Consider the following 22,330-nt stretch of genomic DNA (forward strand, 5'->3'; position numbering starts at 1 on the left):
CGCAGCACGGTCCGTAGAAGGAGGAACGCCACGTGAGCCAGTACGTGAGCAGGCTCGGGCGCCGCTCGCCGGCGGCCTCGACGAGGCTTCGTCTGCACCGCAGGCCACGCCGCGTGGCGATGCTCTCCGTGCACACCTCGCCGCTGCACCAGCCGGGCACGGGCGACGCGGGCGGCATGAACGTCTACATCGTGGAGCTGGCCCAGCGCCTCGCCGCGATCAACATCGAGGTCGAGATCTTCACGCGCGCGACCACCGGGGCCCTGCCGCCCAAGGTGGAGCTGGCGCCCGGCGTCCTGGTCCGGCACGTCGACGCCGGACCCTACGAAGGCCTCGCCAAGGAGGACCTGCCCGCCCAGCTGTGCGCCTTCACGCACGGGGTGATGCAGGCCTGGGCCGGCCACCGCCCCGGTTACTACGACCTCGTGCACTCGCACTACTGGCTCTCCGGACAGGTCGGCTGGCTGGCCGCCGAGCGCTGGGGCGCCCCCCTCGTACACGCGATGCACACCATGGCGAAGGTCAAGAACGCCGCCCTGGCCGAGGACGACACCCCCGAGCCCGCCGCCCGTGTCATCGGCGAGACCCAGATCGTCCGCGCCGCCGACCGGCTCATCGCCAACACCGCGGAGGAGGCCGACGAACTCGTACGGCACTACGAGGCCGAGCAGGGCAAGGTCGCGGTCGTCCACCCGGGCGTGAACCTCGACCGTTTCCGCCCGGCCGACGGACGCGCCGCCGCCCGCGCGCGGCTCGGGCTCCCGCAGGACGCCCTCATACCGCTCTTCGCGGGCCGCATCCAGCCGCTGAAGGCGCCCGACGTGCTGCTGCGCGCGGTCGCCGTCCTCCTGGAGGAGCGCCCCGACCTGCGCTCGAACATCGTCGTCCCGGTGGTGGGCGGCCCGAGCGGCAGCGGTCTCGCCAAACCCGAGGGGCTGCAGAAACTCGCCGCCAGGCTGGGTATCGCCGACGTGGTGTGCTTCCGGCCGCCGGTCGACCAGGAGCAGCTCGCGGACTGGTTCCGGGCGGCGTCCGTCCTGGTGATGCCCTCCTACAGCGAGTCGTTCGGGCTCGTCGCCATAGAGGCGCAGGCCGCCGGTACGCCGGTGCTCGCCGCCGCGGTGGGCGGCCTGCCGGTCGCGGTCCGCCACAAGGAGACGGGCTTTCTGGTGTCCGGCCACGATCCCGTCGACTACGCGCGCGTGCTGCGCGATTTCGCCGACAACCGGTCGCTCCCGGACCGGATGGGCGCGGCAGCCGCCTGGCACGCCCAATCCTTCGGCTGGGACACGGCGGCGGCGGCCACGGCCGACGTCTACACGGCGGCGATGAACGAGCACCGCCGTCACGTACGCTCCCACCATGGCTGACACGATGGCTGTGGAGCGGGCGGCGGGGACCGTCGAGGAGTTCCTCAAGGACGCCGAACTGGAGTGGGAGAGCCCGGAGTCCGGCCACTTCGTGGTGAAGCTCCCCGGCACCCGGAAGCTGTCGACGACCGTCTCGCTGATCGTCGGCAGACACTCCCTCTCGCTGAACGCCTTCGTCGTCCGGCACCCGGACGAGAACGAGGCCGGGGTGCACCGCTGGCTCCTGGAGCGCAACCTCAAGCTCTACGGCGTGGGGTACGCCGTCGACCCGCTCGGTGACATCTATGTGGCGGGCAAGCTGCCGCTCGCCGCGGTCACCGCCGACGAGGTCGACCGGCTGCTCGGTTCGGTCCTGGAGGCCGCCGACGGCAGCTTCAACACCCTCCTGGAGCTCGGTTTCGCGTCCGCGATCCGCAAGGAGTACGCCTGGCGGGTGTCGCGCGGCGAGTCCACGCGCAACCTGGACGCGTTCAGCCATCTGACTCAGCGCCCGACCGACTGAGCCGACGGTCCCTACCCAGCTGCCTGCATAGTCCGTACCAACCAACCGCTGCACGACTCTTTTCCGCCGCGCGGCTCTCGTGTCATGCTCACCGCCAACGCACCTCTGAACGTTGTTCACATCCATGGAATCCCATCCTTGGAAGGCGGTTCGGGCATGAGTGACCGTGGCGCGGAGAACACCCGACGGGCCCTCACCAGACGTGCCCTGCTGGGCCGCGCGACGGCCGTGGCGGCGGTAGCCGTGGTGGGCGCACCGGCGACCGAGGCCGAGGCCGCAACCGCAACCGCAACAGAGGCCGCAACCGCAACAGAGTCCGCGACCGCAACAGAGGTCGCGACCTCGCGGCCGAGTCCCGCACAGGTGCCGGGCATCTGGCGAGAGCTGGCCCGCACCCCCTTCACCCACCCGCAGATCCCGTACATCGGCAGAGCGGGCCAACGTGCCGGGGCGGCGCACTTCCCCCGCCGCCCCGGCGCCGCCGTCGTGGCCGACGTCCGCGCCCACGGCGCCACGCCGGACGGCTCGGCCGACTCCGCACCCGCGATCAACCGTGCCATCGCCGCTGCCGGAAGGGCCGGCGGTGGCACGGTACTCATCCCGCCCGGTACCTACCGCCTCGACGGCCTGATCCACATCGGCCACTCGAACGTCGTCCTGCGCGGCGCCGGCAGCACCCGTACGAAACTCCGCGCGACCCGGAACCTCACCGAACTGATCGGTGTCTACGGGTCGCGTTACGGCGGTGACAAGTCGTCCTGGTCCTGGGCGGGCGGCCTCGTCTGGCTGTGCCCCACGGACCGCTTCACCACCCTGACGGACGCCATCCGGGCCAAGGAGTGGCCCTTCGAGGGCTGGACGGGCAACAAGCGGGACGAGTGGCGGACGCTGACCACGGTCGAACCGGCCCGCCGGGGCTCCTGGACGGTGACCGTGGCGGACCCGGGCAGGCTCGCGCCCGGCGACCTGGTCCTCCTGCGCCTCGCCGACGACCCCTCCCACACCCTCCTGGAGCACATGGCGGGCGACGGCCCGGGCCCGGAGGCGTACTACTGGGACGACAAGACAAAATTGACCAGCTACGTCCCGTACGAGTGGCCCGTGCGCGTCGCGCGCGTGCGGGGCGAAAGGGTCACCTTGGAACGCCCCCTCCCGCTCGACGTACGCCCGGAATGGGACCCGCGTCTGACCACCCACGTGAAGGCCCTGACGGGATCCGGGGTGGCGGGCCTCACCCTGGAGGCCGTCGAGACCCCGCAGTCCCCGCATCTGCTGGACAAGGGGTTCAACGGCGTCACCTTCCAGTGCGCGTACGACTGCTGGGCCGACGACATCGTCGTACGGCACATGGACAACGGCTTCGGGCTGGTCGCCGCCTCCGCCTGCACCCTGCGGAACACCCGGGTCGCGGGGCGCGGCTCGCACCACCCGTACTTCTGCCGCGAGGGTTCGCACGACAACCTCGTCGACCGCTTCACCATCGAGGAACGCACGACACCCGCCCCCGCGGACACCCAGCTCCACGGCATCAACGTGGAGGGGCTGTCCTCGTACAACGTCTGGTCGCGTGGTGACATGCGCATGGGCACCTTCGACTCGCACCGCGGGATGCCCTTCGCGAACGTGCGTACCGACATCACGGTCGTCAACAACGGACGCCACGGCGGGGACGCGAGCGCGGGCCCCCTGTTCGGTGCCCGCTTCACCCACTGGAACATCCGCGTCACCAACGGCCGCGCCGGCCTGATGAGGATCGACGGCCTGGCCCCGTACAGCGCGACCGTCGGCATCAACGAGGTGACGGAGTTCGACCAGACCGACGTCCCCGACTTCACCGGGCCGCCGCACTCCCGCCTGGAGCTGTACGGGACGACGGACGCCGTACGCCCCCGGAACCTGTACGACGCCCAGCATGACCTTCAGCGCGAGCTGTCGCGGTAACGGCCCGGCGCCACTCCGACCAGCCGTTTGAAGTGGCGGCTGAGATGCGACTGGTCGTAGAAGCCGGTCTCCGCGGCCACCTCGCCGGGTGCGCGGCCCGCCAGCAGCAGACGGCGGGCCTGCTCCACCCGGCGTGACATCAGGTACTGGTGCGGCGGTATCCCGTAGGCGGCGCTGAACGCCCGCACCAGGTGGGCGGGGTGCGCGTGCACGAGCCCGGCGGCCTGCTGGAGGGTGACGCCCTGGAGGAGGCGTTCGTCGAGCAGTTCGCGGAGCCGGTGCGCGAGCGGGTGGTCGGCGTCCCGGCCGTCCCTGACGAGCGCGGGCCGCAGATGGCCGCGCAGCCGCTCGCCGATCAGGGTCAGTCTGCTCTCCGCCTCCAGTTCGTCACCGGGGTGGGCGAGGGCCGTGTGCAGCTGTCCGACCCGCCGGCGCAGCACGGGGTCGAGGAAGTCGGGGGTGTCCACGGCCGGTCCGATGTACGTCTCGTCGAGGCGGCTGAGGTCCAGGTACAGGACACGCTTGCGGAAGCCGTCCGCGGTGATCGGCGAACCGTTGTGCGGCACGTGCGGCGGAAGCAGCGAGACCGTGCCGTCCGGGGTGCCGTGCTCGTGCCGGTCGAGGTCGTAGCGCACGGCGCCCGCGTCGACGAGCAGCAGGGTCCACGCGTCGTGCACGTGCATCGGATACGCGTACTCCGTGAAGTGGGCGTGGAAGACCTCCACGACACCCGGCACGCTGGGGCGCCAGGCGGAGACCTCACGCCGGACCACCATGCAAACAACGTACAAGACGGGAACGTACGCGGCCCGGCAGTCTCGAAGCATGAGCAGTGAGAGCAGTGAGAGCCGCCCCGAGAGCCCTGGGAACGCCTTGGCCCCCGCCCTGGCCCCCGTCCGTTTCGACACCAAGATCGCTGTCCTGCTGCGGGAGGACCTGGAGCCGTGGCAGCGGCTGAACGTGACCGCGTTCCTGGTCAGCGGCCTGGGCCCGGCGGTCCCCGAGGTGGTCGGGGAGCCGTACGAGGACGCGGACGGCGTCGGTTACCTGCCGATGTTCCGCCAGCCGGTACTGGTCTTCGAGGGTACGAAGGAGACGCTGAAGGCGGCCCACGGCAAGGCCCTGTCCCGCGCCCTGCCCCGCGCGCTGTTCACCGCGGACCTGTTCACCACGGGCAACGACCGCGACAACCGGGCGGCGGTACGGGCCGTACCGACCGCGGACCTCGATCTGGTCGGCCTCGCGGTGTACGGCCCGCGCAATGCGGTGGACAAGGTGGTGAAGGGGGCGCGGATGCACCACTGAGGCGTACGGGGCGCCGTGGGCCGCTGTGGGGTGCTAGCCGGCGCTGACCTCGGGCTTCTCGGTGGTGGGCAGGGGCAGAGGGCGGGGCAGGTCGTTGGCGGGCTCCTCGTCCGGAAGCTTGCGCATGAGCAGCCCGTACCCCAGCCCGGCCACCGTGCCGACGGCCGCGCACACGCCCCACAGCCACGCCGCCCCGAAGCGGTCGATGACGACACCGGCCATCAGGGGCGCGACGAGGGCGGCGACGGACCAGGACATCGTGTACATGCCCTGGTACCGGCCGCGGCCGTGGGTGGGGGAGAGGCGCACGACGAGGCCGGTCTGCGTGGGCGCGTTGACGATCTCGGCGAGGGTCCAGACGCAGATCGTGAGCGCGAAGACGCCGACCGAGCCCGCGAAGGCGGTGAGCCCGAACCCGTACCCGGCGAGGAGCGACGACACGACGAGGAGCCGCTTCGGGTCCCGGTGCTGGATGAAACGGGTGACGGGGAGCTGGAGCACGACGATGAGGACGCCGTTGACCGCGATCACCAGGCCGTAGTCGGCGGGTGTGAAGCCCGCCGCGCCCATCGCCACCGGAAGGCCCACGAACCCCTGCTGGAAGATGAGCGCGACGAGGAAGGACAGCCCGACGACGCTCATGAAACGCCCGTCGCGCAGAACCGTCCCCAGACCGACTTCGGGCTCGCCGGCTGTCCTGGCCGTCGGTGCGGGCCGCGACTCGGGCAGCTTCACGAAGACGACGACCGCGCAGACCATCGTCATCCCGGCCTCGATGAGGAAGCCGGCGAGGTAACTGGCCTCCGCGATGAACCCGGCCGCCGCGGACGAGACGGCGAAGCCCAGGTTGATCGCCCAGTAGTTGAGCGAGAAGGCCCGTACGCGGTCCTCGGGCCTGACGATGTCGCCCATCATCGCCTGTACGGCGGGGCGGGAGGCGTTGCTGGCCATGCCGACGAGGAAGGCGACGGCCGCGATGGACACCGGGTCGTGCATGAAGCCGAGCAGCGCGACGGAGACGGCGGTGGACGACTGGGCGATGAGCAGCGTGGGCCGCCGCCCGAGCCGGTCCGTCATCACGCCGGCGCCGAGCGAGGAGATCACTCCGCCGAGCCCGTGGAGCGAGGCGACGAGTCCGGCGTACGAGGCGGAGTAGCCGCGGTCGAGCGTGAGGTACAGGGCCATGAAGGTGGCGACGAAGGCGCCGAGCCGGTTCACGAGAGTGCTGGTCCACAGCCACCAGAACTCGCGGGGGAGCCCGGAGAGGGTCTCGCGGGCGACACGTCTCACGCTCAGGGACGTGAACGGCATCGGGGACCCCCAGGTCTGCTGAGCGCTTCTGACGAGCGCGGCTCATGTAAGTGGTGCATACGGCAGGCACAAGTTACGAGGCCGGGTCGGGCGGCGGCCACTCGATTAACAGAAGTCGTCAAGTGTCGGGGGCGGGGGCGGGGCGCGGGCGGGGGAGGCGGCCGACGGGTGTCCGTCCTCCGGGCGGCCGAGGGGGCGGGAGGCCTAACGGCGTTGCGGGCGGCCGAGGGGCGGGAGGCCTAACGGCGTTGCGGGCGGCCGAGGGGCGGGCGGCCTAGCGGCCTTGCGGGCGGGCGGCCGAGCGGGCTGTCGGGGGCTTCGATTACGCTCGGGGCCATGGCCGACGCACCGTACAAGCTGATCCTCCTCCGCCACGGCGAGAGCGAATGGAACGCGAAGAACCTGTTCACCGGCTGGGTGGACGTCAACCTCAACGAGAAGGGCGAGAAGGAGGCAGTACGCGGCGGTGAGCTGCTCAAGGACGCCGGCCTGCTGCCCGACGTCGTCCACACCTCCCTCCAGAAGCGCGCCATCCGCACGGCGCAGCTCTCGCTCGAATCGGCGGACCGCCACTGGATCCCGGTCCACCGCAGCTGGCGCCTGAACGAGCGCCACTACGGCGCGCTGCAGGGCAAGGACAAGGCGCAGACCCTCGCGGAGTTCGGCGAGGAGCAGTTCATGCTGTGGCGCCGCTCGTACGACACGCCGCCGCCCCCGCTTGAGGACGGCACGGAGTTCTCGCAGTCGGACGACCCGCGCTACGCGACGATCCCGCCGGAGCTGCGCCCGCGCACGGAGTGCCTGAAGGACGTCGTCGTCCGCATGCTCCCGTACTGGTACGACGGCATCGTCCCGGACCTCCTGGCCGGCCGCACGGTCCTGGTCGCCGCCCACGGCAACTCGCTCCGAGCCCTCGTCAAGCACCTCGACGGCGTCTCGGACGCGGACATCGCGGGCCTGAACATCCCGACGGGTATCCCGCTCGCATACGAACTGGACGCGTCCTTCAAGCCGGTGACCCCGGGCGGCACCTACCTGGACCCGGCCGCTGCGGCGGCGGCGATCGAGGCTGTGAAGAACCAGGGCAAGAAGAAGTAGTCTTTGTGATCATGCCTCCCACCTGCGCATACGGCGCGGATGGGAGGCATTTTCACGGCCTGGGACCACTCTGGGCCCTCAGCTCTCCGACCCGTGTGGGCGGAGAGCATGGCCGAGAGCCTTGCGGGCCCGGTCCCGGCTGCTCGGCATGAGGTGCGCGTACACCTTCAAGGTCAGGCCCGGATCGGAGTGCCCGAGGTACTCGGCAAGGGCCTTGATGCTCTCCCCGGCGTCCAGGAGCACGGACGCGTAGAAGTGCCGTAGGGCGTGCATGCCGTGCTCGCGAGCGGCAGCGTGCTCGCGGCTCTTGGCCTTCGGGATGACTCCGGCCTTCGCCAGGGCGGGCTTCCAGTGGTCCTCATTCAGCGACGTGCGCCAGACGTGTCCCCCGTTGGGGCCCGTGAAGATGAGCCGCTTGGTCACCGGTTGACCGTTGCCACGCATCCACGGCAGCGTGATCTCTACCGGCGGGAAGCGCTCTATGTGCTCTTTGAGCGCGTCCGCCACGGGATCGGGCAGCGGCACATCACGGAGCTTGCCGCCCTTCGGGGGCGCGAACACAGCCTTGCTCAGGCTCAGCTTCAGTTGCTGCACCACGTGCACGGTGCCGTTCTCGAAGTCCACGTCATCGACGGACAGACCGAGGATTTCGCCTTGCCGCATACCGCATCCGGCGCCCACATCGACCATGGGTCGGAAGCGTTCAACCATGGCGGCACGCATGGCAAAGACGCGTTCCGGTTCCCACGGAACGACACGGCGCGCGCCCATCGCGGGCAGCGTCACCGTGCGCGAGTGGCAGGGGTTCCGGCGCAGGCACCCGTCTTCCACGGCCGCTGAGAGCACGGCGCGGACGTTGGAGAAGATGACGCGGGCGTACGCACCGGACATGCCGGACGCTTCGAGTTGTGTCACGAACTCGCGCATGTGGCTGGGCTGGAATGACCCGAGCTGCCGGGACCCGATGCGCGGAAACGCGTGCAACGTGAGTTGAGACTTCATCGACGCCTGGGTGTTCGGGTCGCCGCTCTGGCTCGCAAGCCACTGCTCAGCGAACTCCTGGAACGTCGTACGCGACGCGTTCGGGTCGATGAAGTCACCACGGGCCACGTCCGCCGTGATGCTGCTCAACCACTGTTCAGCGAGACGCTTCTGTCCGTCAGGGAAGGACTTGCCCTTGCGCTGTCCGTCGGGCGTGAAGTACCGGGCCCGGTAGCGCATGCCTGAGCCGTGGCGGTCGGTCTTGACGCGCACGGTCTTGCCGTTGGCGTCAGTGGTGGTCTTGAACCAGCGGTCTTGGATGCTCCCTGCCATCTGGCAGTAGTCCTCTCTCGACATGCAGCAGGGAGAGCCGCCTGAGCGGCTCTCCCTGCTGTGGCTGAGTGTTCGGCTAGGCGGCGGTGTCCAGCGCCTTGCGCTGGTCGACGTAGGCGCGCACGTCGGCGGGGTCGTAGCGGACGTACTTGCCGATGCGGAACCCGGGCGGGCCGGTGCGCTTCCGGCGCCACTGATAGACGGTTTCCGTCGGCACTTCGAAGATCTCGGCGATGTCGTCGGGGGTGAGGTAGCGGTCCGGCAGTCCGGCGCGGAGGGTGGCGCGCGGGTCTGACGGTTCACGTGCGGTGCTCATGGCGTGTCCTCCGTGCGCGGGCGGGGGTCTGACCCCCTCCTGAGAAGTCCGCTACATCCGCTACGCCGCTACATCGCAGGTCAGCGGCGGGTTTTCTGTAGCGGAGGGGTGGCGTGTAGCGGCTACGCCCGGATTCCGGGGTGGTGGGCGTAGCCGCTACACGCTTCGGTGCCGCTACAGATTCAGGGCCTCTGAGCTGGCCTGTAGCGGCGTAGCGGCTGTAGCGGCTTCCTGGGGAGGGGGGCAGTAGCGGGCCCACGCGTCGGTGAGGTCGCTGGTGTGGAAGCCCTTGAGGACTCCGCCGGCGGTGCGGATGTTGCGGGAGCGGATCGGCTCGTTGTCGGCCGTCATGTACTCCCCGAGCATTCGGGAGAGTCGCCGGTTGTCGAGCGGTTTGCCGTCGAGGTCGGCCCACGGGGCGTCGTCGAGGGCGTTGAGCCGGTCCAGGATGGCGATGGTGGGCAGGCGGTCCATGCCGATGAGGACGTGGTCGCGCAGGTCGGTCAACAGGCGGATGCCGAGACTGTGCTTGTCGGTGTACTGCGCTGCCTTGACGAGCGTCACGCACGCTTCCCGGACTCGGCGGGGCCAGTCCCCGCCGATGGCGTCGGCGATGGCGAGCAGGGGTTCCCACACGTCGGCGGGGCGGTCGGTGATCCCGTCGGGCATCTCCGGCCACGCGCCCATGATGAACCCCCGGCTGTGCTCGGCCCACTGGGCGAGCCGGTCGCGCAATTTGTGCCCCTCGGCCTCGTGGAGGCGGGCCCGGAAGGCTTCCACGCGTTCGTTGCGTGCTCGTCGGCGCATCCGGATGACGATGGAGCGGGTCAGGATCGTGTCTGGGAGCGAGCCGAGTCCGGCAACCGCGACGGCGCAGTAGGACGGGAAAGCCTGCACGCTCTGGTTGCCGCCGTCGCCGATGCACCGGTAGGTGACCCCGGTCCGGCGGTGACCGGCGTTGAGGAATCCGCGCAGTTCCTCGTTGTCCCCTGCCTTCGGGCCGAAGATCGTGTCAATCTCGTCGAACAGGATCGTCGGTCGGCCGTCCACCCCGGACACCGACCGGAACAGGGCGGCGGCGGACGCGTTGACGGCCGTCATGGGCTGCGGAACGAGGGTTTCCACGATCTCCAGCGCGCGGGACTTCCCCGACCCCGGTTCCGGGGAGAGGAAGGCGAGCCGCGGGGTGGAGTCGAAGCAGTCGAGCAGGTGGGCGTGCGCGTCCCACAGCGCCACGGCGACGTAGGCGGCCTCGGTGGGGAAGACGTTGAAGCGGCGGTGAAAGGCTTCCACCTCGTTGAGCAGCGTCGCGCCGTCGATGGTGTCGCTCATGCGGCGGCCCTCCCTTCCTGGGTGGTGCGGAGCGGGCAGGTGTCGCGGTGCGCTTCGTGGTCGGCGATCAGGGCCCACACGTCGGCGTCTCCAGTGGCGTGCCGGTCACGGCCGCACGCGCACCACGACGTTGCGATGGGCACCGCGCGGTACGGAGTGCTGATGGTCAGCCACGCGATCGGGTACCGGTCGTCTCCGGCCTGCGGGTCAGAACCGACGGCAGTGGGGACGCCTTCGGCGACGCCCTTCGAGTCGCCCACGGCCGTCGGGGGTCCGGCAGGTTCGGCGGCCTGCGGGCCGGTGGGGTGTCGGGTGTGGCTCTTAGAGGGGGGAGGGTTGGTCATGCGGCCCTGCCCCGGGGCGTGTTGTGGGTGATCGACCAGTCCAGGGCGCGGCGGATCACGTCGTCGTAGTAGTGCTGGGGCTGTGTGGCGTTGGACCCCGCCGCTCCTCTAAGAGCCTCCTCAACCACCGGTCGAGGGAGGTCGCCGGATGCGATGAACCGCCCCAATGCCCGTGCGGCCCTGAGGAGGGTCGCGTTGCGGGTGCCGTCGGCGGCGGTGGCCACGTTCCGCGCCTCACTGTCGAGTGCTACATCCGCATATCGCCTCGATTGCCGCACTAAGGCCCCCGTAGGGGCCTGTGCGGGCTTGGGGGCGGGTTGGAGGATGCTCAGCAGCCATCCGGGCATAGGAGCCGCCACAGAGCCGCCTACGGCTTCGTACGGTCCGGCGGAGGTGGTGCTGCCCGCGGCGACGACGTACCCGCCACGGGCGCGGGTGTCGACCAACGGGGCGATCGTTCCTGCCGTGTTGGACAGCCGCACGCCGTCCGGGGCGGTGAAGTACAGATGTGCCCCGCCGCTCGCGGTCCGGGTCCGGTAGGTGTCGGGGACGGTGCGGCCGGTGCGCTCGCAGAGCGCCTCAAAGGTCGCCACGCCGCTAGGCGTGCCCTCATCGCCCTTGTCCTGGTTCTTGGGCATGTCGAGATCTACGACCAGCAGTCCGGAAGGACCGGTGGCGATACCGACGTTGAACGGCCCGTGTGACCAGGCCGCACTGATACGGTCCGGATCGGTCGTGGCCCGCTGCTCCCACTTGGCGTGGCCGCTCGCACAGGGGCCGGTACGGGGGCAGGACGTTTCGCCGTGCAGGGCAGGCCGCTTGCTGCCGGGACGGAGCGGAAAGACGTACCAGCCGCGCTCCGCGGCGCTCAGGGCCGCGTTCAGGAGGTGCTCGCTCATGCCGCAACCTCCGGGTGAAGGTAGGCGACCGGCTTGCCCAGCGCGCGGGCATAGGCGATCTCGGAGCGGGTGGACGTGCCGATACGGGTACCGACGACGATGACCTGATCGGCAAGCCGGATCTTCGCCTTGTGCAGCCGGTCGAGCCGCTCTTTCAATAGGTCGGCGTCGGTGGGGTCGGCCCACAGCGGGTGCGGCTGCTTCATGTTGCAGCCGACAGAGAGGACGATCCGCCCCTTGGCGGTCTCCCTCAAGTTCGTCTCGGCGAACTCGTCGATGAACTCGGTCGAGCCGCACAGAACAACGATCAACGGCAGGTCGGTAAGGATGTCGGTGGATTGCGTCATGCTGGGAGACCTCCACAGGTCTGCTGAGGGCAGGTGGAACAAGGGCGGCCCCGGGTTCTTGGCGGAATGGGGGCCGCCCTTGGCGTAGTCAGTGGAAGCGGTTGGACGCGGGGTGCTGGTCGCGCCAGTCCTCGGCGCACACCTTGTGGACCGGTTCGCGGTCGTGGCTGCGCATAGGGGTGGGTCTGCCGCAGAGCACGCACGGCAGGTCTCGGGCAGCGTCGAAATGGCGGGCATCCCGCCAATCGAGAAGCGCCATAAGAACCTCGGCTCAGCCGTGGAAGTGGTTGCGTTTGATCACGGCTTTGCGGATGTGGACCGTGGTCCCGCCGCCGTGGCTGCTCGTGCCGAGGATCTGTACGGCGATCCATCCGCCGAAGATCACGGCGGCGAGGGTGATGAGTTGGGTGATGAACGCGGTCAGCGCGGCGATGAACGAGGTGAGCAACAGGAGACCGCCGCATACGGCGAGGAACCCGACCCCGCCCAACGCGACGTTCACCGCAGCACGGGAGACGGGCGGTTTCGTGGCGAGGAGTTCAGGCTGCACGGGGTTGATCGCGTAGCCGGTGACCACCCGCCCGTCCGGGAGGACAACGCTCGCCACCGACGGGACCGCGCCCGGCTGGACGGGCACGAGCTGTGCGGTCGACGGGTGGGTGATGGGGGTGGGCTGGTGGACGGTCACGGCCCGTTCGGCGGGCAGGTGACCGGAGTGCTCGGGGTACATGCGGAATCCCTTCCGGCGGTGGGTCAGGGAGGCTCGGGCACCCCCTTGGGGGTGCGCTGTGGAGGGGGTTTTCGGGGGCTGACCTGGGGTGCCTCCCTGCCTCCCTGAACGATCATTTGTGCAGGTCAGGTAGAGGGAGGCGGGTCAGGGAGGGGGTCAGGGAGTTCTCCCTGCCTCCCTGACCCGCCACCGGTCAACTCCCTGTCACTCAGCGGCGGAAGCGGAACCCTCGCCGTCGCGGTTGGCGAGGGCGCGGGCGAGCCGGTCACGGCCGACGACCATGACCCCGTCGGACTTGTACGGCTCGGCCCCGGTGCCGTCGAGAACGCGCTTGAGGTCGATGAACGACCACTTGCCGTAGGCGCCGGAGTTGAGGGTGCTGAGCCGGGCGACGACGTCCTTGGTGCGCACCCGTTCCGCGGTGCCGACCACGGCCGCGATGTCCGCGAGCGGGTCACGGTCCTGGTCGCTCTGCTCGATGGCGTGCAGGGTGGTGACGCCGTCGCGCAGGGCCTTGGCCCGCTCGATGATGGCTACGGCGGCGTCGTCGTCGATGTAGTGCGTGCGGATCGTGATGGACGCCTGGCCCGCGGGGATGGTGATGCCGTCGGAAGCGACGACCAGGGTTCCCTTGTCCAGTCCCTGGCGGAGCAGGTGCGGGGCGGCCCCGCCTTCCACAGCCTTGTCCCCGAGCGCCATCTTGGCCTGTGACTCGGTGCCCAGGACCAGTGAGGCGCGGGTGTGGGCACCCTCGCGGACCAGCTTGGGAAGGTTCTGGTCGGTGGGGTCCTGGGTGCCCTCCCACAGCGTCACGTTCACCGCACGGCCCTGGTTGTGAACCTTCCGCACGGCCATGAAGTAGCGGGAGGTGGCCTTGGAGCCGCCGTAGGGGTTCTTGTCGGCGTCCTTGAGCGGGCACATGAACGCGACCTGCGCCTCGTCCACGATGCCGACCAGCGGCAGGAACACAGTGCCGGGAGGCGCTTGGAGACGCCGTTCCATCTCCGTGACCAGACCTTCCACCATCTCGGTCGCCTGGATGACGTGCTCATCGGTCGGCCCCTGGATGAGCAGCGAGGCAAGCCCGTCGAACATGGCCCAGTCACCGGCGCCCTTCAGGTCGGCGATCCGGAACTCAACCGACCTGTCCAGGGCGAGCCACAGGGCGAGCGCGCGCAGGGCGGCGGTCTTGCCCTGGTTCGACAACCCCGTGATCAACAGGTGGCGCTGATAGACGCTCAGCGCGGCGGCGTCCCCACGCAGATCCTGCCCCCAGGGGGCGCGGCCCTTGCCGTAGTCGGCGGTCATCGTCTCGTCCGTGACCAGCGGAGACGGACCGATCGGCTCATCCAGCGCCCCGGAGTCGGCGACCCACAGCCGGACGGTGCGGGCGGCTTCGGGGATGGTGATGAACACCTCGTGCTCGTGCCGGGTCAGGTTCTCTGCGAGCTTGCGGCGCTTGTTCTGTACCTCGTTGGTCGCCACGCCCGAGGGAAGTGTGACGTCGACTTCCACGCCGCATCCGGCGATCCGGATCGGACCGAGCATGGACGCGCCGGCGTCGCCCATCTCCTTGATGGCGTTGCGCAGCGCGGGCACCCCAAGGTCACGCAGCGCCTTGACCACGATGGACGGGGTGATGGGTTCGCCCTCGCTCGATCGGATGTTGTCGGGCAGGGCCCATGCGGGGGCGGCTTGCTGCTTGCTGCCGACGGCCCACAGGGCGAGCAGGGCGAGGAACGGCCCGATCGTCAGGGCCGGGCCCCATACGACCTGCACGATGCGGATGAGAAGGCCGATGAAGTCGATCGTTGCGGCGAGCGGGGTGATGACGTCCTTGATCTCGCCGTTGTTGATGGCCATGACGATGCCGAGGGCGACCAGGGTGCCGATGCCCATCCCGGTGCCGACCGCGATCCCCTTGGCCACGTCGACCGGGGAGTGCAGCAGGTCCATGCGGCGGCGGTGGCGTGCCTCGCGGAAGCGCTGCAACCGCTCTTCCCACTCCTCGGCCACCTCGTAGTTCCCGGCGGCTTCCGCCGCGCGGAGCATCCGCTCGTACCGCGCCCCGGTCTTACCGTCCCAGGTGCGTCGGGCCACGATCCGCCCGCCGTTGAACGTGTAGAGGCTGTGCCGGGCCGCCGCGCGGGCGGCGGTCTTGGTCCGCTCGTGGGTGACGGCGGTCTTCACGGCGCGGCCGGAGCGCACCCACAGCGGCACGATCGGCGCCGGTACCGGGTCGGGGACCACGGTCAACGTGGTCACAGCAGCCGGTTCGTCGGCAGGTTCGAGGTTCTTGTGCAGGTGAACGACGTTCTCAGACATGCTGGAACTGCTCCTGACTGCCCCTGTCGGGGCGGGAGTTCGTGGGAGTACCGGGGTGGCCTGGTCCGTGGCAGGGAGGGCCACCCCGGGCGTCGCAGCGTGCGAGGGCCGCGCGGTTCAGGCGGCGGGACGTGCGAGCGGGGAGGGCGCGCTCACCACCAACGCGACTTCTTGCCGGGCACCAGGGCGGGACAGCCGTTGCGCAGGTGGTCGACACACTGCGGGCAGTCCTCGCGGGGGCGCAGGTGGCGGTGAGCGCGCCGATCGTGGGCGTGCTGCCAGCACTGCGGGCACTCACCCGCAGGCGCCGGTTTGCCGGGGATGGTCACCACCACCCCGAAGACTTCTTCGCCGCCTTCACCTTCGCGGCCTCGCTCACGATGCGCTGCCGCTCGCCCTGCAACGCGCTCAGTTCCGTAATGAGGCGGGTCTGCACGGACTGATAGACCGTCTCCAGCCTGCGGTCCGCGCGGTCGGTGCTCTTACCGCGGGCGACGCGGTAGGAGCCACCCGCGAGGGCGGCGAGCACGGCGCGGCGCTCGGAGCCGGTGAGCGGCCACATCTCCTCGTTGCGGACCGCTTCCAGCTTGCGGTTCGTCTTGTGGATCTCACGATCCAGACGGCGGGTATCAGGCTTGCCCATTCAAAGACTCCTCACGCTGTCGGAGGTTCGGGGTAGGCGCAGGTCACGCAGGTGCCGAGGGAGAGCGGGATGACGTATCCCGCGTCGCGTCGGCAGGCGGGGCAGGTGCGGCGGGCGCACATCGCCTTGGCGAGCGCGGCACGCTTGGCTGGCGTCATCGGCCGCACAGGCTTGGCCAGGTCCTCGCGGTAGAGGTAGGCGACCAGCGGACCGCGCCGGTAACGCGGGCGCAGCACCTGCGCCGCGACCGGCTGTCCGCCGGGACGCAGTCCCCGCGCCCGGAGCTGTCGGCGGGTGGCGTAGCCGTCGGGGGCGTAGCGCCACGGGAAGGTCGGTATGCCGTGGCGGGCGCCGTTTGGGTCGAAGCACTTGCCGAACGCCCCGCCGCTCACGGGGCCGGGGTGGCGCGTTCGGCGAGCAGGGTGTCGCGCAGCATCCGGGCATTGGCCGGGGATGTGTGGACCTCCCTGCGGATGCCCTCAGCCGTCACCTTCACGTCCGGCCAACCGGCCGTCACCTTCCGCGCCTCAGCCAGCAGTTCAGCCGGGGTGCGCTTGGGTCGGGTCGACCGGGCGGCCTGCGGGAGTCGACCCGTGGCCCGCCGCGGGCGGGTCGACTCAGCAGGTGCAGGGCGCGGGGCGATCGAGGCGACCGGAGCCGCAGCCACGGCGGGCATCGGCTTGAGCGGGACGGTCGACTTCACGAACTCGACCGTGACCGGGTCGGGCATCCGCCACGGTGCGGCGGTGATCGGTGCGGGGGTCGATTCGGGCAGGTCAGCCGTAGACCGAATCCTCTCGGTCTCGGTAGATTCCTCCGCATTCGCGACCGGGGGCGGAATCGGGGCGGGTCGGTGGTGCAGGACCTTGGCGACCAGGTCGGAACCGAAGTAGATCGACCCGACCGGAAGCGAGGTGGCGAGCAGCACGAGCGCCCAGTTCGCCGGGTCCCAGTCCGCGAGGCGCGTCCAGTCGACCGTGACGCCCGTATCGCTGTGCAGCTTCGGGACCAGGCCGTGGACGTAGTTGAGGACCAGGGAGGCGAGGGTGTAGGTGCCCAGCACCCGCAGCGCGAACTTCCGCGCGTCGTCGGTGAGCACGAGGGTGGCGATCAGGGCGAGGGCCATCAGGCCGTCGACCACGAACGGGTACAGCGTCGCGGCCGTCTCATCCGCGCCGACCGCGCTCGCGATGTCCCGCAGCGCGTTCCACGACACCCGGAACGCCATGGCGACGACCGCGACCAGCGCGGCCACCAGCAGGATCTTTCCCTTGCGGTTCATCGGCCGGCCCTCCCGTGCTCGTCACGGTCGCCCGCCTCCCAGATGAACCGTTCACCCATCCAGTTGTCCGCATCGCCGTTGTCCGGCCCGATCTCCAACCCGCCCGACAGCCGGGGCCGAGGGCGGAGGTGCAGGAGCCATCCGGGGATCTGGACGGCCCCGCCCGCGGCGACCACGAACCGCATCAGCGGCTCGTGGGTCACGAGCAGGGCAACGGTGGCGATCACCATGAGCAGCGCACCCGCCACGATCAGCACCAAGGCGAGGCCCCGGGGAGAGGAGGAGTCGGCGTTCATGCCGTACCCCCGAGGGCGAGCAGCGCGGCCAGGATGAGCAGGGCCCCGCCCGTGCAGGTGAGGTCGACCGCGCGGCGCAGGCCGCGGAACTTGGCGACCGCAAGACGGGAAAGACCCGCGATGTCCGCTGCCCGGTCCTCGGACAGGGTGGCGGTGATCTGGTCGGCGGTGAGGGTGGCCCACAGCGGGAAGCCGTGGCCGCCCCGCAGGTTCGGCCGGACCGACCGCAGCAGCAGACCCGCCGCCACGACCAGCGCCCCCATGCCGAGAGCTCCCGCGACGTACGCGGGAACGGTCAGGGGCACGTCCTTGGCGACCGTCCACGATCCGGCGAGGACCGCGCCGACGAACGCCAGCAGCAGACCGGTCTTGGTGTCGGTCCGTACGATCTCCGCCTTCACCTCCGCATGCGCAGCGGCGAGCGTCTGCAGGGTGCTCATGCGGACACCCCCGGGGCCCGCGTGGCGGCGGTGTTGGCGAGCGTGCGGCGAGCGGCCAGCACCCGGCGGCGGGCCCGGCGGATGCGCCGCGCGTCCAGATCGGTGGGGATGCGGTCCAGCGTGATGATCTGCGCGTCCAGCAGCTCGATGTCCGCCGTGATGACGGGCATCTCGCACTCGATCGCGTCCAGCTCCGCAGCCGTCGGCTCACGGTCGAAAACGTCGGCGGTAACAACCGCCTGATCAGCAGCGATGTGCTTCATGGGTCGTGGTCTCCCTAGTAGGTGAAACGGCCCGAACAGAGCCCCCGGAGTTGCACCTCCGGGGGCTCGCGCCGTTCATCGGGTGTAGGTGGGGCAGGCAGGCGCCTACTTCTGGGTGATCGTGATGTTGCCGGTCAGCTCATATCCCCTGCTGCGCAAGCTGCGCTCGACCGCCTGCTTGGCGGCCTGCTGCGAGGTTGCACTCAACGTGCCGCTCGCGCTCGTGATCTCCCCAGGGGTCAGGGTGTCGGCGAGCTTTTCGGCGGTGAAGGTGTACTTCGGCACGAGGTTCTCCCCTCGGTTTCGGGTCCGGCCCATTCCGGCTCCCCTCAGCGCTGCTCGTGCGAGACGAGCAGCGGAGGCAACCGGCCGCAGCACCCGAAAGCACTGCGGGAGGTCGATGCGCGGTCTGACCGCGCGGTCCGTCTTTTCGACTCGGGGAGACGGGGCCCACTTGTTCAGTTGTCAACCAACAGGCGCTTCCTTCGTACTCACCCCTGCGGGCTTTCCTCCGGGCGACGCGGTGTCAGCTATGCAGGGCATACTCGTAAGAGTCGCACCGCTTGCTCAACTTGTTTGAACAAGCTGACAACAGTGATGCTGCACCCACGGAACGTGAGTCGTCAAGCGGTTGGAGAGAACATGTACCAACGAGTTGCGCGAGTGCGCGATGATGGACGCATGAGCAAGCAGCCGAAGTACCGACAGGTAGCCGATGCACTCCGCCGGGAGATCAGCGACGGTAAGTACCCGCCCGGTTCTCGCTTGCCATCCGAGAACGACCTGACTGAGCGATTCAGCGCGTCTCGCAACACCGTGCGGTCCGGCTTGATGCAGTTGGTCAGCGAAGGGCTGATCTCGTCCAGCCAGGGACTCGGCTACGAGGTGCGGTCCCACGAGGTGTTCGAACTGAACGCCTCACGGTTCGAGAATCTGAGCTTTCCGCAACAGGGGGACGCCTACAACACCGACGTACGGAACGCCGGGCGGCACCCGCACCAGACCTTCCGAGTTGAGCTGAAGCCAGCACCTCCGGAGATCGCGGAGCGCCTCAAAGTGGAGTCCGGGTCGACCACTGTCCTGCGGTTCTGTCATCGCTTTGTGGATGACGTGCCCTGGTCGACGCAGGCGACGTACTACCCGGAGTGGCTGGTCAACGAGGCGCCCCGCCTGACGGAGCCGGGGGACATCGCAGAAGGAACTACCCGCTACCTGGCCAGCCTTGGCATCGAACAGAGCGGGTATTTCGATGAGATCGCAACCCGCATGCCGACTCCGGACGAGGCTCGCTTGCTCGAAATGAGCGCGGGGGTGCCGGTCCTCCTGTGGACGCGCACCGGGTACGCGGCCGATCGGCCGACCCGCTGCACCTTCACCACCTTGCGTGGCGACCTGAACCGCATGAACTACGAGGTCAGCGCCCTAGCCAATCGAGACGAGAACAAGTGATCATCACTCCCGCAGAACCGCACGACGTGGCCACGCTGCTGTCCTTCCGAGAGGAAGCGGCAGCTTGGCTCCGTGGTATCGGCTCCGACCAGTGGAGTCGCCCGTACCCGGCTGACAAGCTTCTGGCCACGATCGAAGCGAACACCGTCTTCATGCTGCGGGACGGGCATACGACCGCTGGAACGATCACACTCACCCCGGATGCCGAAGAAGGACTGTGGACTGACGAGGAACTAAGTGAACCGTCCATGTTCATCAACAAGCTCACCGTTGCCCGCGAATACGCGGGTCAGAACATCGGTGGTCGTCTTCTCGATTGGGCAGGCGACAGGGCTCACCACGCCGGCGGTCGGTGGCTCCGCTTGGACGCTTGGACGACCAATGAGGCACTTCAGCGGTATTACCTTGCCCAAGGGTTCGCGCATGTCCGTACGGTCCATGAGGGCGACGCCGTGAACGGTGGTCCGCGTGTTTCCGGGTGGCTAGCGCAGCGTGAGGCGCGGCCATCTGCCCATGACTTCACGGACCGTACGCCAAAGCCGGTTAGGCTCCCGTTCGCTGCTTGAACGGGAGCCGTGAGACTACGGTTGGCCTACCCGATGAGATGGCGAAGGAAGTCGGTAACGAACTTTTCGACCTCATCCTTGGTACTTGCGTCGCGCACGTCGATTCGGTCGACATACTTGACTCCGGCGTGACGAAGGAGACGTTCCCGGCTTTTGTCGTCTGAACTCCTGCCCTTGTGATGTGGGCCATCGACCTCGATCACTCCCGCGTATCCCCGGTAGGTGATCAGCAGGTCGGGTTCAAAGACATGGTCGCGGACCTTCATCGCGCTGAGTGGGAGTATCCCGAGCGTGTCGTTGTCTGGCAGCCCTTGTTGCCGCTCGCGGAGGACAGCGTAGACACGCCATTCCCACTCGTTGGTGAAGTGCAGTCCGTCGGTCTGGGGGTGAGGTGATCCGACTCGGACCTTGCGAGCATGGTTGGAGGGACGGGCCTTTCCGCCGCTTGCCAGTTGTTCCCGCCAATCCTGATCGACTTCCGGCAGGATGGCTCGCACTCGCAGGTTCTGGATGCCGAAGTCCTCTCGCTCGGAGACCTCGTGCAGCGCTGCCAAGACGCGTTGCTGGACTTCCTCAGTGAAGCGGTCCTTCTGAGGGTGATCGAAGTCGAGCACGACATCGAACCACGACTTGCCCCAGTCCTCTTCCTGGTAGTCCAACTCGCAGGTCTCTGCCTGGGCGAGCAGAGCCGCGATGTCCTCATGTCCCCGCTGGTGCAGCAGGGTCGCGCTGACGGCGAGCACCTTCTCAGCGCGAGCGCGGTTGAAGTCTTCGTGAGAGTAGTTGTCCGGGTTCTGCAAGATCTCCTGGAAAGGAGTGGAAGCTGCGGCCATGGTCTGATTCTGGCAGGAGCCACTGACAACGACGGTTGGTCCGAGGCAAGTTGTGGTCTGTGCGGGTGGCGCTGGTCAGCGCAAACCGTCCGCTGTAAGAGGAGGCACATGGCCGTCCTGTGGTTTTGGTTAGCTGTGGCTGATAGAGCGTGCTGCGGAAACTAGCAGGTCATAGGCAGTTTCGGAACATTCCGCTGCAGCCCTGAAACCGTTGAGGTGCTGGGTCTCTATTGAATCGCTACCCCCGACAGGTGTGTCGGTTGTCGTGGTGGGGAGAGCAGGATCGACAGACATACAACGGAGGGGACGATTCGTGCCGGCGTGGGAGAAAAAAGCTGCAGCGCAGGCCAAGCGTGCTGAGAACCGGACAGGCGACGGACAGTTGACCGACGCAGTGGGAGAGGGTCTCGCAGCCGTGACGTACGCAGTGCTACAGGGTGCATTCAGGGCCCAGAGGCCGCGTGTCTGGTTGGACACGCGATGCTCAGCAGCCAGCACGTGGGTGCGAGGCGAGGACATCGTGAGCGCCCGCGTGCGCGAAACTGACGACAATGGGGATGGAAAGTTCGTCCTAGAGGTCTTCGTTCCTGGTCTGCCCACTGGTGATAGGTGGTTGACCGTCGCCACAGGTGCCAGCGAGTGGTTCGAACTGAATGCGGCCGAGCAGTTGCTGACTCTTCTGGAAGAGACGGCCCGGAGCGAAGACGACGAGCCGCCAGCAGTCTTCGTGACGATCCACGGAGAGGCAGGCGACAAGGATGGCCTCGCCCTGGATCGCAACTATTGACCACAGAGGAGCCGGTGCTGGAGGACCTGCGGGTGAAGGAAAGCCTGCGTCGCAAGCCGGGGGGACTGCTCCTCTTCGTGCGTGAGGCCAGGGTGGCGCCGCCGGGCCCTCTCTGGGCCCTCCGAGGTCGACCAAAGACGACCAACAACGGCCAATAACGACGGCCCAACTGCAGGTCAGTTGAGGTGGGCCGCCCGCTGACCAGGGCTGTAAAACGGGCCCGCCAGACCCAGGGCAAGAAGAAGTAGCTGGTATTGATCAAGCCCCCTACCTGCGGGTTCTTCGCCGGTAGGGGGCTCGCTGCTACCCCTATGCCGCCGCTGGGCCGTGCACGGCTACGAGCGGGGCTTCGTGAGGATCTCGACCTTCACCGTACTTCTGGAAGGTGGTCCGGGCAGCGCGAGGTCGATGTACTGCCCGCGCGCCTTGTCCGCCTCGATGTGCGCAAGCCATCGGCCGCAGGCGGACGGGCGGGTGGCGGTAGCGCTCCGCGCGAATTCATCGGCACTCGATGCCGACGCTTCCGAGGAACGCGGCCTATGTGGCCGTCACTGAACGATCTATCCAGAGCTACGGATCAGAAGGCGTCCGTCTCTCCTTCGTGGGCTGCTCTGTGAGCAACGTCCGCTACGGCCTG

28 protein-coding genes are annotated in these 22,330 nt (G+C 68.9%); 8 read left to right on the plus strand and 20 right to left on the minus strand.

Features of this window, described 5'->3' with window-relative positions:
* Positions 1 to 32: 32 nt before the first annotated feature.
* The 3 genes from mshA (at position 33) to ACH4DZ_RS25625 (ending at position 3,813) form a co-directional block, all read left to right on the plus strand.
* Positions 33 to 1,370: a D-inositol-3-phosphate glycosyltransferase gene (gene mshA, locus ACH4DZ_RS25615; protein WP_398289655.1), complete on the plus strand. Its 1,338-nt coding sequence runs from the start codon at positions 33 to 35 to the stop codon at positions 1,368 to 1,370.
* Positions 1,363 to 1,872, plus strand: a complete 510-nt coding sequence (locus tag ACH4DZ_RS25620) for a YbjN domain-containing protein (RefSeq protein ID WP_398289656.1) — start codon at positions 1,363 to 1,365, stop codon at positions 1,870 to 1,872. The genes mshA and ACH4DZ_RS25620 overlap by 8 nt, the downstream gene beginning before the upstream one ends.
* 156 nt (positions 1,873 to 2,028) lie before the next feature.
* Entirely contained in the window at positions 2,029 to 3,813 is a 1,785-nt protein-coding gene (locus ACH4DZ_RS25625) for a glycosyl hydrolase family 28-related protein (RefSeq protein ID WP_398289657.1), read from the plus strand.
* Here ACH4DZ_RS25625 and ACH4DZ_RS25630 read toward each other — a convergent pair.
* Positions 3,792 to 4,589 (minus strand): AraC family transcriptional regulator, encoded by a 798-nt coding sequence (locus ACH4DZ_RS25630; RefSeq protein WP_398289658.1) that lies wholly within the window; start codon positions 4,587 to 4,589, stop codon positions 3,792 to 3,794. The genes ACH4DZ_RS25625 and ACH4DZ_RS25630 overlap by 22 nt on opposite strands.
* Positions 4,590 to 4,638: 49 nt before the next feature.
* Here ACH4DZ_RS25630 and ACH4DZ_RS25635 point away from each other — a divergent pair, with 49 nt between their 5' ends.
* Positions 4,639 to 5,118: a DUF2000 family protein gene (locus tag ACH4DZ_RS25635; protein WP_398289659.1), complete on the plus strand. Its 480-nt coding sequence runs from the start codon at positions 4,639 to 4,641 to the stop codon at positions 5,116 to 5,118.
* Between the two features lie 33 nt (positions 5,119 to 5,151).
* Here the strand turns inward: ACH4DZ_RS25635 and ACH4DZ_RS25640 are convergent, their stop codons facing one another.
* The gene (locus ACH4DZ_RS25640; RefSeq protein WP_398289660.1) at positions 5,152 to 6,429 is read right to left on the minus strand and encodes an MDR family MFS transporter; all 1,278 of its coding nucleotides are present in this window, start codon (positions 6,427 to 6,429) and stop codon (positions 5,152 to 5,154) included.
* A gap of 336 nt (positions 6,430 to 6,765) precedes the next feature.
* On the opposite strand from ACH4DZ_RS25640, the gene ACH4DZ_RS25645 reads away from it, so the two are divergent.
* Positions 6,766 to 7,527, plus strand: a complete 762-nt coding sequence (locus ACH4DZ_RS25645; protein ID WP_210881181.1) for a phosphoglyceromutase — start codon at positions 6,766 to 6,768, stop codon at positions 7,525 to 7,527.
* Positions 7,528 to 7,605: 78 nt separating this feature from the next.
* On the opposite strand, the gene ACH4DZ_RS25650 is transcribed toward ACH4DZ_RS25645, so the two are convergent.
* From ACH4DZ_RS25650 to ACH4DZ_RS25730, 17 genes are all read right to left on the minus strand, one after another.
* Entirely contained in the window at positions 7,606 to 8,841 is a 1,236-nt protein-coding gene (locus tag ACH4DZ_RS25650; protein ID WP_398289661.1) for a tyrosine-type recombinase/integrase, read from the minus strand.
* A gap of 76 nt (positions 8,842 to 8,917) precedes the next feature.
* Positions 8,918 to 9,157: a helix-turn-helix transcriptional regulator gene (locus ACH4DZ_RS25655; protein WP_398289662.1), complete on the minus strand. Its 240-nt coding sequence runs from the start codon at positions 9,155 to 9,157 to the stop codon at positions 8,918 to 8,920.
* 174 nt (positions 9,158 to 9,331) lie between these two features.
* Complete coding sequence (locus tag ACH4DZ_RS25660) at positions 9,332 to 10,489, minus strand: DUF3631 domain-containing protein (protein WP_398289663.1); 1,158 nt, start codon at positions 10,487 to 10,489, stop codon at positions 9,332 to 9,334.
* On the minus strand, positions 10,486 to 10,833 hold the full coding sequence (locus tag ACH4DZ_RS25665; protein ID WP_398289664.1) for a hypothetical protein: 348 nt from the start codon (positions 10,831 to 10,833) through the stop codon (positions 10,486 to 10,488). Before ACH4DZ_RS25665 ends, ACH4DZ_RS25660 begins: the two co-directional genes overlap by 4 nt.
* On the minus strand, positions 10,830 to 11,732 hold the full coding sequence (locus ACH4DZ_RS25670; protein WP_398289665.1) for a bifunctional DNA primase/polymerase: 903 nt from the start codon (positions 11,730 to 11,732) through the stop codon (positions 10,830 to 10,832). Before ACH4DZ_RS25670 ends, ACH4DZ_RS25665 begins: the two co-directional genes overlap by 4 nt.
* The gene (locus tag ACH4DZ_RS25675; RefSeq protein WP_398289666.1) at positions 11,729 to 12,079 is read right to left on the minus strand and encodes a hypothetical protein; all 351 of its coding nucleotides are present in this window, start codon (positions 12,077 to 12,079) and stop codon (positions 11,729 to 11,731) included. Before ACH4DZ_RS25675 ends, ACH4DZ_RS25670 begins: the two co-directional genes overlap by 4 nt.
* An 88-nt stretch (positions 12,080 to 12,167) precedes the next feature.
* Positions 12,168 to 12,338: a hypothetical protein gene (locus ACH4DZ_RS25680; RefSeq protein WP_398289667.1), complete on the minus strand. Its 171-nt coding sequence runs from the start codon at positions 12,336 to 12,338 to the stop codon at positions 12,168 to 12,170.
* 12 nt (positions 12,339 to 12,350) lie between these two features.
* Positions 12,351 to 12,809 carry a hypothetical protein gene (locus tag ACH4DZ_RS25685; RefSeq protein WP_398289669.1) on the minus strand — a complete coding sequence of 153 codons (459 nt, stop codon included), beginning with the start codon at positions 12,807 to 12,809 and terminating at the stop codon, positions 12,351 to 12,353.
* A 204-nt stretch (positions 12,810 to 13,013) separates the two neighbouring features.
* Positions 13,014 to 15,134, minus strand: a complete 2,121-nt coding sequence (locus ACH4DZ_RS25690) for an FtsK/SpoIIIE domain-containing protein (RefSeq protein WP_398289670.1) — start codon at positions 15,132 to 15,134, stop codon at positions 13,014 to 13,016.
* Positions 15,135 to 15,286: 152 nt separating this feature from the next.
* On the minus strand, positions 15,287 to 15,466 hold the full coding sequence (locus tag ACH4DZ_RS25695) for a pRL2-8 (protein ID WP_398289999.1): 180 nt from the start codon (positions 15,464 to 15,466) through the stop codon (positions 15,287 to 15,289).
* Positions 15,460 to 15,777, minus strand: a complete 318-nt coding sequence (locus ACH4DZ_RS25700) for a hypothetical protein (protein ID WP_107020524.1) — start codon at positions 15,775 to 15,777, stop codon at positions 15,460 to 15,462. Before ACH4DZ_RS25700 ends, ACH4DZ_RS25695 begins: the two co-directional genes overlap by 7 nt.
* Before the next feature lie 11 nt (positions 15,778 to 15,788).
* Complete coding sequence (locus tag ACH4DZ_RS25705; RefSeq protein ID WP_398289671.1) at positions 15,789 to 16,169, minus strand: RRQRL motif-containing zinc-binding protein; 381 nt, start codon at positions 16,167 to 16,169, stop codon at positions 15,789 to 15,791.
* Positions 16,166 to 17,059: a DUF2637 domain-containing protein gene (locus ACH4DZ_RS25710; RefSeq protein WP_398289672.1), complete on the minus strand. Its 894-nt coding sequence runs from the start codon at positions 17,057 to 17,059 to the stop codon at positions 16,166 to 16,168. Before ACH4DZ_RS25710 ends, ACH4DZ_RS25705 begins: the two co-directional genes overlap by 4 nt.
* Positions 17,056 to 17,355, minus strand: a complete 300-nt coding sequence (locus ACH4DZ_RS25715; protein WP_398289673.1) for a hypothetical protein — start codon at positions 17,353 to 17,355, stop codon at positions 17,056 to 17,058. Before ACH4DZ_RS25715 ends, ACH4DZ_RS25710 begins: the two co-directional genes overlap by 4 nt.
* Complete coding sequence (locus ACH4DZ_RS25720; RefSeq protein ID WP_398289674.1) at positions 17,352 to 17,795, minus strand: Pycsar system effector family protein; 444 nt, start codon at positions 17,793 to 17,795, stop codon at positions 17,352 to 17,354. Before ACH4DZ_RS25720 ends, ACH4DZ_RS25715 begins: the two co-directional genes overlap by 4 nt.
* Complete coding sequence (locus ACH4DZ_RS25725) at positions 17,792 to 18,058, minus strand: DUF6284 family protein (protein WP_398289675.1); 267 nt, start codon at positions 18,056 to 18,058, stop codon at positions 17,792 to 17,794. The genes ACH4DZ_RS25720 and ACH4DZ_RS25725 overlap by 4 nt, the downstream gene beginning before the upstream one ends.
* Before the next feature lie 105 nt (positions 18,059 to 18,163).
* Positions 18,164 to 18,343 carry a hypothetical protein gene (locus ACH4DZ_RS25730; RefSeq protein WP_398289676.1) on the minus strand — a complete coding sequence of 60 codons (180 nt, stop codon included), beginning with the start codon at positions 18,341 to 18,343 and terminating at the stop codon, positions 18,164 to 18,166.
* 396 nt (positions 18,344 to 18,739) lie between these two features.
* Between ACH4DZ_RS25730 and ACH4DZ_RS25735 the strand changes: the two genes are divergently transcribed.
* Positions 18,740 to 19,507 carry a GntR family transcriptional regulator gene (locus tag ACH4DZ_RS25735; protein ID WP_398289677.1) on the plus strand — a complete coding sequence of 256 codons (768 nt, stop codon included), beginning with the start codon at positions 18,740 to 18,742 and terminating at the stop codon, positions 19,505 to 19,507.
* Positions 19,504 to 20,073, plus strand: coding sequence for a GNAT family N-acetyltransferase (locus ACH4DZ_RS25740; protein WP_398289678.1), 570 nt, complete (start codon positions 19,504 to 19,506; stop codon positions 20,071 to 20,073). The genes ACH4DZ_RS25735 and ACH4DZ_RS25740 overlap by 4 nt, the downstream gene beginning before the upstream one ends.
* A 26-nt stretch (positions 20,074 to 20,099) precedes the next feature.
* Here the strand turns inward: ACH4DZ_RS25740 and ACH4DZ_RS25745 are convergent, their stop codons facing one another.
* Positions 20,100 to 20,906: a hypothetical protein gene (locus tag ACH4DZ_RS25745; protein WP_398289679.1), complete on the minus strand. Its 807-nt coding sequence runs from the start codon at positions 20,904 to 20,906 to the stop codon at positions 20,100 to 20,102.
* Between the two features lie 520 nt (positions 20,907 to 21,426).
* Between ACH4DZ_RS25745 and ACH4DZ_RS25750 the strand changes: the two genes are divergently transcribed.
* Complete coding sequence (locus ACH4DZ_RS25750; RefSeq protein ID WP_398289680.1) at positions 21,427 to 21,693, plus strand: hypothetical protein; 267 nt, start codon at positions 21,427 to 21,429, stop codon at positions 21,691 to 21,693.
* Positions 21,694 to 22,330: the final 637 nt, after the last annotated feature.

Source organism: Streptomyces sp. NPDC017991 (genome assembly GCF_044328075.1).
GTDB lineage: Bacteria > Actinomycetota > Actinomycetes > Streptomycetales > Streptomycetaceae > Streptomyces.